10 protein-coding genes are annotated in these 15,440 nt (G+C 68.3%); 4 read left to right on the top strand and 6 right to left on the bottom strand.

Annotated elements, in window-relative coordinates; genetic code table 11:
- The first annotated feature begins 1,093 nt into the window (after window positions 1–1,093).
- Window positions 1,094–1,993: a LysR family transcriptional regulator gene (locus JCM7685_RS16740; RefSeq protein ID WP_074969990.1), complete on the top strand. Its 900-nt coding sequence runs from the start codon at window positions 1,094–1,096 to the stop codon at window positions 1,991–1,993.
- 20 nt (window positions 1,994–2,013) lie between these two features.
- Here the strand turns inward: JCM7685_RS16740 and JCM7685_RS16735 are convergent, their stop codons facing one another.
- A complete protein-coding gene (locus JCM7685_RS16735) occupies window positions 2,014–3,366 on the bottom strand; it encodes a PAS domain-containing protein (protein WP_074969988.1) in 1,353 nt (450 codons plus the stop codon).
- Between the two features lie 906 nt (window positions 3,367–4,272).
- Between JCM7685_RS16735 and JCM7685_RS16730 the strand changes: the two genes are divergently transcribed.
- Window positions 4,273–6,480, top strand: a complete 2,208-nt coding sequence (locus JCM7685_RS16730) for an oxidoreductase (RefSeq protein WP_074969986.1) — start codon at window positions 4,273–4,275, stop codon at window positions 6,478–6,480.
- A gap of 171 nt (window positions 6,481–6,651) precedes the next feature.
- Window positions 6,652–7,008 carry a cupin domain-containing protein gene (locus JCM7685_RS16725; RefSeq protein WP_074969984.1) on the top strand — a complete coding sequence of 119 codons (357 nt, stop codon included), beginning with the start codon at window positions 6,652–6,654 and terminating at the stop codon, window positions 7,006–7,008.
- Window positions 7,009–7,087: 79 nt separating this feature from the next.
- Here JCM7685_RS16725 and narL read toward each other — a convergent pair whose 3' ends face one another.
- The 3 genes from narL to JCM7685_RS16710 form a co-directional block, all read right to left on the bottom strand.
- The gene (gene narL, locus JCM7685_RS16720; RefSeq protein WP_074969982.1) at window positions 7,088–7,849 is read right to left on the bottom strand and encodes a two-component system response regulator NarL; all 762 of its coding nucleotides are present in this window, start codon (window positions 7,847–7,849) and stop codon (window positions 7,088–7,090) included.
- A 20-nt stretch (window positions 7,850–7,869) separates the two neighbouring features.
- Window positions 7,870–9,708: a histidine kinase gene (locus JCM7685_RS16715; protein WP_170848963.1), complete on the bottom strand. Its 1,839-nt coding sequence runs from the start codon at window positions 9,706–9,708 to the stop codon at window positions 7,870–7,872.
- 153 nt (window positions 9,709–9,861) lie between these two features.
- Window positions 9,862–12,597 carry an HAD-IC family P-type ATPase gene (locus JCM7685_RS16710; RefSeq protein ID WP_074969980.1) on the bottom strand — a complete coding sequence of 912 codons (2,736 nt, stop codon included), beginning with the start codon at window positions 12,595–12,597 and terminating at the stop codon, window positions 9,862–9,864.
- Between the two features lie 336 nt (window positions 12,598–12,933).
- Between JCM7685_RS16710 and JCM7685_RS19695 the strand changes: the two genes are divergently transcribed.
- On the top strand, window positions 12,934–13,140 hold the full coding sequence (locus tag JCM7685_RS19695) for a hypothetical protein (protein WP_139218126.1): 207 nt from the start codon (window positions 12,934–12,936) through the stop codon (window positions 13,138–13,140).
- Window positions 13,141–13,786: 646 nt separating this feature from the next.
- Here JCM7685_RS19695 and JCM7685_RS16705 read toward each other — a convergent pair.
- Both JCM7685_RS16705 and JCM7685_RS16700 read right to left on the bottom strand, forming a co-directional pair.
- Window positions 13,787–14,260, bottom strand: a complete 474-nt coding sequence (locus JCM7685_RS16705) for a hypothetical protein (RefSeq protein WP_197701087.1) — start codon at window positions 14,258–14,260, stop codon at window positions 13,787–13,789.
- 161 nt (window positions 14,261–14,421) lie between these two features.
- Window positions 14,422–15,213, bottom strand: a complete 792-nt coding sequence (locus JCM7685_RS16700; RefSeq protein ID WP_074969976.1) for a YggS family pyridoxal phosphate-dependent enzyme — start codon at window positions 15,211–15,213, stop codon at window positions 14,422–14,424.
- Window positions 15,214–15,440 lie beyond the last annotated feature (227 nt).

The raw sequence follows: 15,440 nt of genomic DNA, 5'->3' as shown, positions 1-15,440 counted from the left end.
CCGCCGCACCCGGCAGATCGCATGCTGCGCATGGAACCGCGGGACGGCATTCCGGTCGATGGCAACCGGCCCGTTCATGGTCTTGTCCCGCAGCGACGCCGAAAGCCCGGGCCTGCCCCGGGCTCGTCCTTGCCGACTGCGCGCGTGGATCCGCGCCGGAACTGCATGTGGCCCTGTCCTCCGCCCTCATCAACGCCTGCTCGTCCGGGTCGTCCGTCCCGGCGCCGCGCCTCCCATCAGCCAGCCGCGGCAGCCAAGGCGGCGGCATCGGCCGCGGCTTGTCTGCCTACGGATGAATGGACCGGCAAGACCGCACCCCGAACCGCAAGCCCTGGCAGTATTGCGATGTTTGCGCGATTTGAAAAAGGAGAATAGCGACAATCGGGATTACTGCGGCGACATTTTCGGAAAACTGCCCGCTGCGGGTCCGCGCCCCGGCCCAGGGTCCATGGCCGTAGCACCGACCCCGCACCGCGCGCCGACTTGCGTGACCCGCCGCCTGCGCGCGGATTTGGGCGCGTCGAGGCACCCTTGGCATCGACCCGGACGGATTGGGCGAAAGGTCGACCCCACCGGAAGGCGCCGCAGACCTTGAAGATCGCGCCACGCCCCCCAAGAGACACCCTGCGCGGCCCGGTCAGACGAAATGCGGCGGATGCGCAGAGCCTGCCGACCCGGGAAAGCGCGCTCTGCCTTGGCGTCCGGGCGGGATGATCACCCACTGGGCAAGACTCTCGTTGGCCGGAGCGGCCAGCTTTTGTCATCGTGGCCACCTGCAGGCGATGCGCCGAATCTCGGCGAGATTGCCGACGGCGTCGGGCGGATCGGACAGGGCCAGCCGGTTCTCCTGTCCGAGTCGATGATACCGACGGCGCCGCCAGCACGGCACCGCTTTCCAGAGCGATCATGTCGCAAAGCCGCGCCACTGGCCGCCGGCCGCGGCAAATTCACCCAATGGCCCTGAACCGGGCTTCTTCTTGCCCGTCCTTGCGTTGCGGCCAGCCCATGCCGGTTCCGGGCAAGGCGGTGCCCTGGCATACCGCAGGAAAACTCATTATATTCCCAATTTCGGCAATAAACTTGCGTCTATCGGATGGACATCAACCAGGCCCGCACCTTTCTGGAGGTGGTGCATTCCGGCAGCTTCATCGCCGCCGCCGAGCGGTTGAACATCACCCAGACGGCTGTCAGCGCGCGCATCCGCACGCTCGAGGACAGCCTGGGCCGGCGCCTGTTCATCCGCAACAAGGCCGGGGCAAGGCTGACCCCCGCGGGCGAGCGGCTGCTGCGCCACGCCACCGCCATGCTGCAATTGTGGGAACGCGCCCGCCAGCAGGTCGCCCTGCCCCCGGGCAGCAGCGCCGGCGTGCACCTGGGCGGAGAGCCGAGCCTGTGGCATCCGCTGCTGGCCGACTGGCTGGTCTGGATGCGCCGCGAATGCCCCGACGTCGCGCTGCGGGCCGAGGTGGACAACCCCGCCAACCTGCTGGCGCGGGTGCAGGAGGGATTGGTGGATGTGGCGGTGCTCTACAACCCGCCGCATATGCCGAACCTGGTGAACGAATTGCTGGTCGAGGAAAAGCTGGTGCTGGTCAGCAGCGCCCCGGACGGGCGCGTCGCGGCCGAGGATTTCGTCCATGTCGACTGGGGCCCGAATTTCGCCGCCAGCTTCGCGGCCTCGTTTCCCGAGCTCGCCAATCCGTCCATCTCGATCTCGCTGGGTCCGCTGGCGCTGACCTATCTGCTGACGATGGGCGGCAGCGGCTATTTCCGTCAGGGAATCGTCGCGCCCTTCCTGCGCGCCGGCCGGCTGTTCGCCGTCCCCGGCGCCCCGGAATTCTCGCATTCCACCCATGTCGTCTATGGCGAGCACGCGGACCGCGAGGTGCTGGACCGGGTACGGGCCGGGCTGAAACACGCCGCCGCCGCCCCGGTCGGGCTGGAGCGATACGCGACCATCGCCCCGCGGCAGCGCGAGGACGATTCCGCCTGATCCTGCGGCGGTCAGCAGGGTCAGGAGGACAGCTGTCGATCGCGCAGCAGCCTTTGCAGGCCGCTGACGATTTCGTCCTCGCCCTCCTCGGCGATGACGGTGATGAAGCCTTCCAGCGCCAGGATCTCGCCGCTGCTGGAAAACACGCCCTTGCCCTGTTCCCAGACCCACCGGACCTGTCCCGGGCGGCTGACGATGCGATAGACCAACTGGAACTTGCGGCGCAGGACCACCTGCCGGCGCACGAATTCCCAGGCCGCGGCCCGGTCGTCGGGATGCACGATCTCGATATAGGACAGCCCGGAATCGCCGACGATCTCATAGGGCTCGTAGCCGGTCACGTCCACGCAGCCGTCGCTGGCGAAGTCGAAGCTCCAGTTGCGGTCGTGGCGGCAGCGATAGACCATGCCCGGCACATTGCTGAGCAGCATGCTGAGCGAGCGCCGGTTGGCGCGCAGGCTGGCCTCGGTGCGCTTCATGCGGCTGATGTCGGTCAGGGTGCCGACGGCACTGTGCGGCCCATCCCCGGCCGGGGCCATCGGGCGGGCGCGCAGGACCATCCAGCAGGCGGCGCCGTTCTTGGCGGTGATGCGGGCCTCGACATGGCAGCTGTCGCGCTTGCCGCGGGCCAGGGCCGTCAGCTGGGCCTCGGCCACCGGCCGGTACTCGGGATGGACGAAGCCGATGAGCGGCCGGCCCAGGCTGTCGGGCAGCGCGTGGTCCAGCAGACGTTCCCAAGACGCGTTCAGGAAGATCAGCCGGCCTTCGGCGTCGATGCTGAAGACGATCTCCTCGATGCAGTCGATCAGCATCCGGCTGTCGCATTCGGCCGCTGGGGCCTCGGCCGGCGCGCCTGGCGGCGCCGTTGCCTGGAGCAGGCAAAACCCGCCCCCGCCTCTCACAGGCGTCAGCGACATCCGGACGGTCGCATCGCCCTGCAACCGCAACGGGACGTCGGAAAGCGAACTCCGCCCGGTCAGCGCCGCGGCAAGCGCCGCGTGGCCGTCGGCGTCGAGGCGGTCCCACACCGGCAAGCCGATCCCCTGTCCGGCGGGCTCGACCCCGGCAAGAAACGCGGCATTCGCGGCCACGACGGCGCCCCCCGGATCCAGAATGGCGGCGGGCGCAGCCAGGTCGCGCAGCACCGCGTCCGCCCATCCGTCGACGCAGCGGCCCGGTGGCGGCTCTGGCGGCGGGCCGGTCGCAGCGGCAAAGGGCCGCGTCACGATCATCAGCGCCACGGCGGCGAAACCCGCCGCGATGGCGGCAAGGCCCGCAAGCTGAACCCCGAGCAGGCCGCTGCCGCCCCAGACTCCCAGAACGACCAGGAACGCCATGCCCAGAACCGTCGTGCAGAGAAGCTCAAGACGCATCGCATTGGCTCGCCGTTTGCGCGGCCCGACTGGAGGCTTTCACACCCCTGTCGTCCACCGCGCCGCTTGCTGGTGCCGGGCGCGCGCTTGCCGCGCGCCCGCCTGTTCCAACCGATCCGTAGCACGCCGATCTTGGCCATGTCGCCGAGGATTGTCGCGCGCCAGCCTGCCATTGCCCTGCATTCCGCAGGCGCGAACGTCGCAGACCGCATCCGCCATCAGCGCGGCTCAAGCGATTGATCGACCCGTTTCGTGCTGACGGGCGGGCAATGCATGGAATGGCCTCGCTGCGAAAAATGCGGAAGGCACAGCGCCAAACGGCCCGCTTGGGCCCGGCATTCTGGATCCGCCAGTTGCAGGGTCAGCATCCGAAATATCTGGAGAGAGCAAATGACGCCGATGCGGGAAACCACGGTTTTTCCGAAATGCATTCTCACGTCGCTCGGCGATCCGCGGCTGCCTTGACTTCTAATGCGCGATCAGTTTCAGCATGGCATCTCCTCCCAGAATAACTGAAATCGGCTCTCCTCCGATCTTGGCGCGGTTCCTCAAAGAGTAGCAAAGCCAAGACGCCGGTCCATTCCCCAAAGAGATTACTTCCTTTGGAGTAGATGGGCGACATACCTCGCGAGGATTCCATATTATAAATATGAAAATCAATGATTTATTAAGGATTCGGGGAGGATGGAAATTTGCCGCCACCGCACCTCCTCCAAGCGCGCCGATCTGAACACGCCCCTGTCCGCGGCGGAGAAGCTCCATTCGGACCGCCCATCCGTAGGGCTTACCTCGAAGGAAGTAATCTCTTTGAGGAATGGACGGCTGTTTCCGCTTTGATACGGTTTCCGGCGGAGGCGGAGAATAAAAACCGCAGCGCACCCAATCAACCGATCGGAGGAGACGGCCATGACCAGGGACCCAAGATTCGACATTCTTTTCACGCCGCTCAAGCTGGGCCCGAAAACGATACGAAACAGGTTCTACCAGGTTCCGCATTGCAACGGCGCCGGCACCAATGCGCCCGGCATGAACATGGCCCATCGCGGCGTCAAGGCCGAAGGCGGCTGGGGCGCGGTCAATACCGAGCAATGCTCGATCCACCCCGAATGCGACGACACGCTGCGGATCACCGCCCGGATCTGGGACCAGGGCGACATGCGCAACCTGCGCGCCATGGTCGATCACGTCCACAGCCACGGCTCGCTTGCGGGCTGCGAACTGTTCTATGGCGGCCCGCATGCCCCGGGGCTGGAATCGCGCACCATCTCGCGCGGGCCCAGCCAATATGCCTCGGAATTCGGCACGGTGCCGGGCTGCCCGGGCTTCACCTACAACCACGCAGCCGACAAGGACGAGTTGCACCGGCTTCAGCAGCAATATGTCGATGCGGCGCTGCGGGCCCGCGACACCGGCTTCGACCTGGTCAACGTCTATGGCGCCCATGCCTATGGGCCGATGCAATGGCTGAACCCGTTCTACAACCGCCGCACCGACGAATACGGCGGCAGTTTCGAGAACCGGGCCCGGTTCTGGATCGAGACGCTGGAAAAGATCCGCCGGGCCGTCGATGACGACGTCGCGCTGGTGACGCGCTGCGCGGTCGATACGCTTTACGGCGGCAAGGGGGTCGAGCTGGGCGAGGACGGGCTGAAGTTCATCGAACTGGCCTCGCCCTATCTGGACCTGTGGGACGTCAATATCGGCGACATCGCCGAATGGGGCGAGGATGCGGGCCCGTCGCGCTTCTACCAGATCGCGCATGAGAACGACTGGATCCGCCACATCAAGCAGGCGACCAACAAGCCCGTCGTCGGCGTCGGCCGCTATTACGACCCCGAGAAGATGCTCCAGGTCGTCAACGCCGGCATCGTCGACATCATCGGCGCCGCGCGGCCCTCGATCGCCGATCCCTGGCTGCCGCGCAAGATCGACGAGGGCCGCGTGGACGACATCCGCACCTGCATCGGCTGCAACGTCTGCATCTCGCGCTGGGAAATGGGCGGGGTGCCGTTCATCTGCACCCAGAACGCCACCGCGGGCGAGGAATACCGCCGCGGCTGGCACCCCGAGAAGTTCGAGAAGGCGAAGTCGGACCACGACGTGCTGATCGTCGGCGCCGGGCCCGCCGGCTCGGAATGCGCGCGGGTGCTGATGGAGCGCGGCTATACCGTGCACCTGGTGGACAAGGCCGAAAAGATCGGCGGCTATGTCAACGACGTCGCCACGTTGCCCGGCCTGGCCGAATGGAGCTTTCACCGCGACTATCGCGAGAACCAGCTGCAAAAGCTGGTCAAGAAGAACAAGGCCAGCCAGATCGCCCTTGGCGGCAAGCCGATGACCGCGGACGACGTGCTGACCTATGGCGCCTCGCGGGTGATCATCGCCACCGGCGCGCGCTGGAGCGAAACCGGCGTGAACTACAAGACCCATGCCCCGATCCCGGGCGCGGACGCCAGCCTGCCCCATGTCCTGACCCCCGAACAGGCGTTCCAGGGCAAGGCGGTCGGCAAGCGGGTGATGATCGTCAACTACGACCCCTATTACATGGCGCCCAGCCTGGCCGAGAAATTCGCCCGCGCCGGCCATGAGGTCACCGTCGCCACCACCTGCGGCCTGGGCGCCTATATGGAATACACGCTGGAAGGCGCGAACATGCAGCGACTGATCCACGAGCTGGGGATCAACGTGATCGGCGAGACCGGCTGTTCCCGGATCGAGCCGGGCCGGGTCGAGCTCTTCAACCTGTGGGGCGAAGGCTACAAGCGCCAGTTCAACGGCACCGGGAAACTGCCGCGCCGGGAAAACGACAGCCACGGCTGGCACGAATGCGACAGCGTGATCCTGGTCACCGGCCGCGTGTCGCAGGACGGCCTGTATCGCGAGCTGAAGGCGCGCAAGGACGAGTGGGAGAAGAATGGCATCGCCGAAGTCTTCGTCATCGGCGATGCCGAATCGCCGCGGCTGATCGCCGACGCGACCTTCGACGGCCACCGGCTGGCGCGCGAGATCGAGGACGAGGACCCGCAGCACCAGACCCCTTACAAGCGCGAACAGCGCGCTTGGGGAACCCCCTATCTGCCGGGCGAAAATCCCGATCTGGAATGGCGGCTCTGACGGCCGTTGGCCGGCCCGGCCCCGCCGATGGGTGCCGCCGGCCAGGTTCCGGCGGCGTCCGGGCCGTGCAGCGCGACGGCAGGCGGCCCCGCGCCGCCCGCCGCAACCGCCGGACGGGGCGGCAAGGTGCCCCCGTCGCGGCTGAAAAACCCTGCAACCACGAGGTATACCATGTCTGTAACGCTGTTCGGCACCTACAAGGCGCCCAAATCCGACCCGATCACCACGGATCTGGACGGCTGGAAGCCGGTCGAGGGCTCGCCCACGATGAAGACCTGGATCGAGAACAAGACCGAGGACGGCAAGTTTCTGACCGGTTTCTGGGAAGCCACACCCGGCACCTATCACGTCACCTACAAGGCCGACGAGCTGATCCATTTCTTCGAGGGCCGGCTGACCCTGACCGAGGACGGCGGCGCGCCGCGCAGCTTCAAGGCGGGCGACAGCGTCCATATCGCCGCCGGCTTTACCGGGACCTGGAAGACCGAGGAGACGATCCGCAAGATCTTCGCGATCCGGATCGCGTGACCGGCAAACCGTCCGGCTGCAAATCGCCTGCAAAGCCGCGCCCCCGGGGTGCGGCTTTCGGCGCGCGGCCGGGCGCGGGCTATTTCCGCCCCTGCGGACTGTCGGCATCCGCCCCGGCGCGGCAGTCCCGGACGCCCGGACCCGACAGCGAATTCGCCTCGCCCCTGAACGGCTCGTAGGGGCAGCGCCCCGACAGGTCGCAGCGCGGCATGTGCTGATGCTTCCAGACCGCCGCCTCAAGGCGGCTTGCCAGGTGCAGTTTGCGCATCACGTTCTTCACATGCACCTTGACCGTGGTGCTGGTGATGCCCAGGTCGCGCGCGATCGCCTTGTTGCTCAACCCGTCGGCCAGGCATTGCAGGATCTGCTGCTCGCGCTCGGTCAGTTCCTCTTCGCCCGCGGGCCGCTGCGGCGGGGCGGCGGGTTCCAGCGCCGCGTGTTTCAGCGCCTCGGTCATGCGATCGTGGATAACGGTGGTCCCGGTCGCGACCTTCAGCAGGCTGGCGCACAGGTCCTCGGGCTCCATGTCCTTCAGCAGATAGCCGTCGGCGCCGGCGCGGAGCGCCTCCAGCAGGTCCTCCCCCGCATCCGAGACGGTCAGCATGATGTGGCGCGCGCCCAGCCCGGCGTCCTTGAAGCGGCGCAGCGTCTCGAGCCCGTCCATGCCCTTCATGTGCAGGTCGATCAGGATCATGTCCGGCCGCAGGGTGCGGGCGCTCGCCAGCCCCTCGGCGCCGGATGCCGCCTCGCCGACGATCTCGAAATGCGAATCGTCCGACATGATCTGCCGCACCCCGCGCCGAAAGAGAGCGTGGTCGTCGATGAGCATCACTCTTATCATGTCCTCCTCCCCCTTCCCGGCTACTGCGCCGCCTTCGGCGTGAACGTCAGCCTGACCCGCGTGCCCCCCTGCGGCCTGGCCTCGACCTCCAGCGTGCCGCCCAGGCTGCAGGCGCGTTCCGTCATGATAGCATGACCGTGGTGATCGCGCCCCTCCGTTGCGGGCTCGTATCCGATGCCGTCGTCCTCGATCACGATCCGCACCCGGCGGTCGGCGCCGGCGGAAAGCGCGATGGCGGCGTTTTCGGCATCGGCGTGGTGCAGGATGTTCGACAGCGCCTCGCGCACGATCTGCAGGATATGGAACTCTTCGTTCACCGTCAGCTGGACGGTGTCGAGCTGGTTGTCCAGGCTGATCGCCAGGTCGGAGCGCTGCGAGAATTCGTCGATCGCCGATTGCAGCGCATAGCGCAGCCCGCGCACGTCCATATGCACCCGAAAGGTGGCCAGCAATTCGCGCAGCTCGCGATAGGCGGTGTCGAGCCCGGTCCGCAATTCGGCGATAACCGCCCGGCTGTCCGCGGCGCCGGCATGGCTGCCCGACTGCAGCCGGGCAAGCTGGATCTTCATGAAGGACAGCGATTGCGCCAGGGAATCGTGCAGCTCGCGCGCGATGGCCGCCCGTTCCTCGAGCACGGCAAGACGCCGGCCTTCGCGGTCGTGGTTCTGGAACCGGGCGGTGATCGACAGCAACCCGGCGGCGATGGCCAGCATCTGCATCCCGGCGGCATCGGGAAGGCGCTCGGCATCCGTTTCCACCAGCAGCACACCCGTCTCTCCCGAAGGTTCGACGAAGGCGGCGGCGACGGTGCGGACACGGCTGTCCTCGGGATCGGTCTCGACCAGGGTTGAGGCGTCGGATCGGCGCAGCGCGTTCATGGTCTCGTCGCCCGGCGCCAGCGGCTCGCGGCTGGAATGGAGCGAGCGCCCGTGGGAAAGCACCGGCCCGTCCTCGGTATAGAGGATCGCGGCATTGTCGGCGTCGAGCGCGCGTTCCAGCGCGTAAAGCACCTTGCGCAGCATCGCCTCGTCCAGGGCCCAGGTGTTGATCAGCTCGACGAAGCGAGCCAGGAAGTCCTGCGCGCCGGCCATGCGCCGCAGCGCGTCGCGGGTCTCGCCGGCCGAGGCGGCTTCCGCGGCCAGCCGTTCGACCAGACCCGTCACCCGCCCTTCGAGCCTTGCCATCTCGTCGGCCGCGACCGATGGCGGTGCGGCGGCGCCGGGAACCGCCGCGCCGATCCGGTCCAGCCGCTCGACCAGCGTGCGCCGCAGGTCCAGCGCGATCCGGGCGATGCAGAACAGCAGGAACAGCAGCCCGGCGAGTTGCAGCACCGAAACCGCCGTCCGCCGGATGTCCAGTTCGCGCTGCAGCAGGGTGCCGATGCGCAGATAGGATGCGGCCAGGTCCCGCGCCATCGGCCGCCAGCTTGCCGGCGGCGCGCCCTCGGCCAGGGCGCGGGCGATCTCGCGCTCGGCCGCCGCGGCTCGGGCCAGTTCCGCGGCGAGCGCGCGGTTGCCGCGGACGGGCGTCCAGCCCACGCTTCCGATCGGCGCAGCCGGCCGCGCCGCCTCGGACTGCGCGCGCCAGAACAGCTCGTGCTGCCGGGCCTGGGCCGCCTCGGCGCGGTTTGCGGGAATATAGTCGCCCAGGAACAGCGAGCCGGCCAGGATCAGGATCGCGGTGACGGCGATGCAGCAGAGCAGCACTAGCAGCCGGGCATAGATCGGGCGCCGCCGCAGGTCGTGCAGCCCGGCGGGATGCCCCGGCAGCCACCGCGAGGGCCGCGCCGCAACGCCGCGCAAAGGCCCGCGGCCCGGCATCATGCGTCCCGAACTCTTCTGCACGGCGGTTCTCGGCATCGCCCTCCTGGTCGTCCTGACACCGGGGTCCGGCATGCGACGAACCCGGCCATGATGAAGCGATCCGGGGGCCAAGTCCACCGGCAGGACCGGCGCCTGGGACCGATGGCTGATGTGTCGCAGCCTGCGGCAGCGCCCGTGCCGCGGGGCCGCTCAGGCGCCGCCCATGCGGTCCATCAGCCCGGTGCGTTGGAAGAACGCCTTCTCGACCTCCAGGATCGCGAACGTGGCGACGCCGGCCAGAAGGATGATCAGCCCCTCGGCCAGCGGCACCGGCCCGGTGGCGAAAAGCGCCTGCATCCAAGGCGCATAGGTAAAGGCCAGCTGCGCGATCACCACCAGGGCGACCGCCGCCAGCACCATGGGCGTCCCCAGAGCGCCCTGCCAGGTGAAGGAACGGCCGTGCAGATAGCGGACGTTGAACAGATAGAAAATCTCCATCACCACCAGCGTGTTGACCACCATGGTCCGCGCCGTTTCTTCGGAAAGCTGGCGGATCTCGGCCCAGAAGAAGATGCCGAAACTGCCCAGCGTGAACAGCAGCGACACGAACAGGATGCGCCAGACCAGGAAGGGCGTCAGCAGCGGGCTGTCGGGCGCGCGGGGGCGGCGCGTCATCGTGCCGGGCTCGGCCGGCTCGAAGGCCAGCACCAGGCCCAGCGTGACCGTCAGCACCAGGTTCAGCCACAGGATCTGCACCGCCGTCATCGGCAGCGCCAGCCCCAAGGCGATGGCGGCGACGATCATCAGCGCCTCGCCGCCATTGGTCGGCACGGTCCAGGCGATCACCTTGCGGATATTGTCATAGACCGTGCGGCCTTCGTGCACGGCGCGGACGATGGTGGCGAAATCGTCGTCGGTCAGCACCATCTGCGCCGCCTGCTTGGCGGCCTCGGTGCCCTTGCGGCCCATGGCGATGCCAACGTCCGCCTGCTTGAGCGCGGGCGCGTCATTGACGCCGTCGCCGGTCATGGCGACCACCGCGCCGGTCGATTGCAAGGCCCGGACGATGCGCAGCTTGTGCTCGGGGTTGGCGCGGGCGAAGACATGCGTCGCCAGCGCCAGCCGCGGCAGGTCGGCGTCCGGGACCGCGTCGAGATCGGCGCCGGCGACGACCTTCGGCGCCTCGGCCAGCCCCAGCTGCCGGGCGATGGCCGCGGCGGTCGCGCCGTGGTCGCCGGTGATCATCTTGACCCCGATCCCGGCCGAGCGGCATTCGGCGACCGCCGCCACCGCCTCGTCGCGCGGCGGGTCGATGAAGCCGACGAGCCCCAGGAACACGAGGCCCCGGTCCAGCGTGCCGGGGTCGATCCGGTCGGTCTCGGCGGGTTTGCAGGCAAAACCCAGCACCCGCTCGCCTCCCGAGGCGGCCTCGGCGATCCGCGCCGCCCAATAGGCCGGGTCCAGCGGCCGACCGCCGGCCTGCTCGGCGCACATGGCCAGCAGCCGCTCGGGCGCACCCTTGACGAAGATGGTCCCGCCGCCATCGGCCGCGCGGTGCAGCGTCGCCATATAGCGATATTCGGCATCGAAGGGGATTTCGTCCATCCGGGGCCATGCCCGCCGAACCTGCGCGGTGTCGAGCCCGCCCTTGGCGGCCAGGGTGACCAGCGCCCCCTCCATCGGGTCGCCCTCGACGCGCCAATCGCCGTCGTGCTGGTGCAGCCGGGAATCGTTGCACAAAAGCCCGCAGGCGATCAGATCGGCGACGGCGCCCTGCGCCAGTTCCCCGGCCGGCAGGGGGGCGCCGTCCGGCCCGCGCAATCCGCCCACCGGCGCATAGCCGACACCCTCGGCCACAAGCTGGCGCTCGGCCAGCACGATCCGGCGGGCCGTCATCTCGTTGCGGGTCAGGGTGCCGGTCTTGTCCGAGCAGATGATCGAGGTCGCGCCCAGGGTCTCGACAGCCGGCAGCCGGCGAATGATGGCATGACGGGCCGCCATGCGCCGGACACCGATGGCGAGCGTGATGGTGATCACCGCCGGCAGCCCCTCGGGCACCACGCCCACGGCCAGCGCCACCACGACGATCAAGGCCTCGTCCCAGGGATAGCCGCGCAGCAGCGTCGCGACGGCAAAGACCAGGGCCGCACCCAGGATCGCGATCCAGGTGAAGCGCCGGCCAAAGCCGTCGATCTGGCGCAGAAGCGGCGTGACCAGCGGCTGCGCGCTGCCCATCAGCCGGCTGATGCGGCCCAGTTCGCTGTCCTCGCCCGTCGCCACCGCCACGCCGGCGCCCTGCCCCGCCGCGACCAAGCTGCCGGAATAGGCCATCGAGCCGCGGTCGCCCAGGTCCGACGCGGCGGCAACCGGCGGCTCCTGCTTCTCGGCCGCGACGGACTCGCCGGTCAGCAGCGCCTCGTCGATCAGCAGGTTGCGCACCTTGATCAGCCGCAGATCCGCCGGCACGCGGTCGCCGGGCTCCAGCAGCACGATGTCGCCCGGCACGATCTCCTCGGCCGGGACCGAGACGCGATGGCCGTCGCGCAGCACCGGCGCCCGGGGCGCGATCATCTGCCGGATCGCATCCAGCGCCTGCTCGGCCCGACCCTCCTGGATGAAGCCAATGACGGCATTGGCCGCCACGACGAAGGCGATCACCACGGCATCGACCATATGGCCCAGCACCGCCGCCGCGACGGCCGCGGACAGCAGGAAATAGATCAGCGCGCTGTGGAAATGACGCAGGAAACGCAACAACGGGTTGCCGCGCGGTGGCTCGGGCAGGCGGTTGAGGCCATTGCGCGCCAATCGGGCGGCGGCCTCGGCCGCGGTCAGGCCATGGGGCGTGCTGCCGGCGCGGTCCAGGGCGGCACCGATCTCCTGCGCGTGCCAGGGCGTGCCGCCTGCAGCCCCGGCGGGGGCCGATGCCTGCATCCTGTCGCCCATGCCGCGTTCTTCCGTCTCCGATCTGGAAAGGCCGTCCATTCCCCGCATCCCTTAGCTAGGCTAGCCGAGGGGCCCGCCGCATTGATCCATGTCAACGCCCGTTGCCCGGACCGGGCCAAGGTGCGGAAGTTCTTGAAAAGCATGTTGTGAAACCGCCACCTCTCGGCCGACCGGATGGCCGGGCCGTCCGGCTGCGCCCGAAACCAACCGATCCGGTCACGGCTTGTCGGCGACGATCTGACGGGGACGGCGCCGTTTTTTGACCTGATACCCGCGACCGCCTGTCCTATCGGATGCATGCCGAATATCTGGGCGGCTCTATCGGGCGGATGCTTCATGGCAGCGCGATCCGGGCCGCTCACGAACATCTGTCTACAGATTTTTGCCATCGGCACCGGCAGGACCATGTCGTGCCCTGGCGTTCTATTCACGAGCTGCCTGCTGGCCGAATGCGGCCACAGCGCCGGCATCATCAGCCTGTCCGCAACCCACCCGAGGCCGGCCAAAGGTCTTTTCGATCACGGTCAGCATGCCGGCGACTGATCGGTGGGCCCGAGGGAATGGCGGGCCGTGACCAAAAGGCGTGAGCACTCGTGGGGGTTGACCCGGGCGGTCCGGCTTGACGCGCAGTCGGACAAGCGCGCACCTCCGCCCGTCATGGACCAGGCGCCCAAGGCCAACGCCCCGGCAGCTATATCCTGCCATGCTGTCGCCGCAGGTTCGAGAGCCGGCGCCGCGGAGCGGAGGCGAAGGGTGTCCTGCCTTTTCGGTTCTCGATGGAGATGCGCCGGGTCGGCCTTCCGCTTCCTGCGAGGGCGACGGCCGGCGGGCGGGCGTGCCTCATTCGTGATCGCAAGCAGGGCGCCGCCGCGGCCGCGAAGGATCCCGGATGTCCTGATGCCGCCGCCTCGTTCATGGACGAAATCCCGCTAAGCGCCAGGTGCGGCCAGCCTGCGGGTCCCGACCCGCTGCTGCGCGGGCGATCCCGATCCTGTGCGGCGGTGGCTCCTGCCTCGCTGCGATGGGCAATAGACCACCCTACAAGCGGTCTCGGCTGGAACACGCTGCCGAATGGCCCAATCGGCCAGGCCTTGGTGCCGCTCTTCGTGCTCTCCCGACATCCGGCCCGCCGCCATCAGGTCGGTCCGTTCTTGGTCACCGGCTCGCTCAGTCCGAGAGCCGTCAGCCCTCAGTGCCTGAATCTGCGTTGCAAAAGCAGGAACCTGCGGTCCTGCGTCTCGGGCGGCGCCGCCTCGTCGTCCTGCGGCCGCGGCCGTTCCTCGATGGCCGGGCTGCTGGCCTGCAACACGTCCAGCATGTCGGGAAAGCCGCAGGCCACGTCAGGCATTCCCGCGATCTCATAGGCGGCCTGCCCCAACCCGGCATAATGGACGATGGTCCCGCCTTGCCGCGTGAGCCGCGCCGCAAAGAAGGCGCATGAGATCAGGCAGTCGTCGCCGATCTGCCGCGACTCGCCCTGCCGCGCGCGCCGGTGGACCGCATCCATCAGCCGGATCGTCAGCCGGTCGGGCACGATGGGATGATGCATGTAGCGGGCCAGGGTCGCGGCCAGGTGGAACTCAAGCTCCGACGTCAGCGCGACCTGGCTTTCGCGCATCCCCTGGACCACGAGGTCGCGGGCCGCAGAGAGATATGTGTCCATCATGAAACCCTCGGCATCAGGCTGAACGGCATTGGTCCTTATGAATAAGGTTGGCCCGCTTCGCCGATACGTCAAGTCCCCGATCACCCGCAGGCGACTGAAAGCACATAATATTGTATGCAGTTTGGCTGCTTATGCGATCCGCCGCAGGGGCAAGCGCGTCAGGTCGCGCCGGGCGCGAAGCCCGGCCAGTACAGGCTGTCGGGAGTCGGCCGGGCGCCGAAGATCGCCTGCCCCACCCGGACCACGGTCGCCCCTTCGGCGATGGCCAGTTCGTAGTCGCCCGACATGCCCATCGAAAGCCCAGCGATCCGCGGATCGACCGCCCGCGCCTTGTCGCGCAAAGCCCGCAGCCGCGCAAAGCAGGGACGCACCCGGTCCATGTCGGTGCTGAACAGCGCCAGCGTCATCAGCCCCTTGGGACGCAGGCGCGGAAAGCGTGGCAGCGCCTCGACCAGGGGCAGCAGTTCGTCGGGGTGCAGGCCGAACTTGCTGTCCTCGTCCGAGGTATTGACCTGCAGATAGACGTCGAGGTCGCGCCCCTCCTGCGCCAGACGCCGGTCCAGCGCCTCGGCCAGCCGCAGGCTGTCCAGGGCATGGAATTCATGCGCGAAGCGGGTCAGAAACTTGACCTTGTTGGTTTGCAGATGGCCGACGATGCACCAGCGGATGTCCAGATCGGACAGCGCCTCGTGCTTGCCCATCGCCTCCTGGATCTTGTTTTCGCCGAAGTCGCGGATGCCGGCGGCGAAGGCCAGGCGCAGGACATGCGCGGGCACGGTCTTGGTGATCGGCAGCAGCCGCACCTCGGCGCGGTTCCGGCCGGCCTGGGCGCAGGCGCGGGCGATCCGCTGCTCGACCGCAGCCAGGTTGTCGCGAAAGGTGGTCAGCGGATCGGCGCCGAAACGCGCAAGCTCATCGGGCGAGAAAGGGGCGGTCGGCTGATCGGTCATGCTGTTCTTCCTCGGTGACGCTTCGGCAGGCCGCTGGCGGGCCGGCCTTGCCCAATCTGCGCGGTTCGCGCGTCCGCCGCAACACCTGCGAAAGGTCATGCAGGGGAGAAGCCCGGGCCTGCCCAATCCGGCGCTCACACACCGCGCCGATGCGCCCGCCAGGTTATCTGGGGTAACTGTTTCTGTTCTCGTCGCGTGTGGAGAAAGCGCCTCTTGCCATACCGTGA

The sequence above is a fragment of the Paracoccus aminovorans genome (assembly GCF_900005615.1).
Classification (GTDB): Bacteria; Pseudomonadota; Alphaproteobacteria; order Rhodobacterales; family Rhodobacteraceae; genus Paracoccus; species Paracoccus aminovorans.
Note: the sequence above shows the minus strand (reverse complement) of the source record. Positions and strands in the feature narration are given on the sequence as shown.

Bases quoted from the DNA above. Each gene is read 5' to 3' on its own strand.
- JCM7685_RS16730 (WP_074969986.1), top strand. From the start codon at position 4,273: ATGACCAGGGACCCAAGATTCGACATTCTTTTCACGCCGCTCAAGCTG.
- JCM7685_RS19695 (WP_139218126.1), top strand. From the start codon at position 12,934: ATGGCAGCGCGATCCGGGCCGCTCACGAACATCTGTCTACAGATTTTT.
- JCM7685_RS16710 (WP_074969980.1), bottom strand. From the start codon at position 12,597: ATGGGCGACAGGATGCAGGCATCGGCCCCCGCCGGGGCTGCAGGCGGC.
- JCM7685_RS16715 (WP_170848963.1), bottom strand. From the start codon at position 9,708: ATGCCGAGAACCGCCGTGCAGAAGAGTTCGGGACGCATGATGCCGGGC.
- JCM7685_RS16735 (WP_074969988.1), bottom strand. From the start codon at position 3,366: ATGCGTCTTGAGCTTCTCTGCACGACGGTTCTGGGCATGGCGTTCCTG.
- JCM7685_RS16740 (WP_074969990.1), top strand. From the start codon at position 1,094: ATGGACATCAACCAGGCCCGCACCTTTCTGGAGGTGGTGCATTCCGGC.
- JCM7685_RS16725 (WP_074969984.1), top strand. From the start codon at position 6,652: ATGTCTGTAACGCTGTTCGGCACCTACAAGGCGCCCAAATCCGACCCG.
- narL (WP_074969982.1), bottom strand. From the start codon at position 7,849: ATGATAAGAGTGATGCTCATCGACGACCACGCTCTCTTTCGGCGCGGG.
- JCM7685_RS16705 (WP_197701087.1), bottom strand. From the start codon at position 14,260: ATGGACACATATCTCTCTGCGGCCCGCGACCTCGTGGTCCAGGGGATG.
- JCM7685_RS16700 (WP_074969976.1), bottom strand. From the start codon at position 15,213: ATGACCGATCAGCCGACCGCCCCTTTCTCGCCCGATGAGCTTGCGCGT.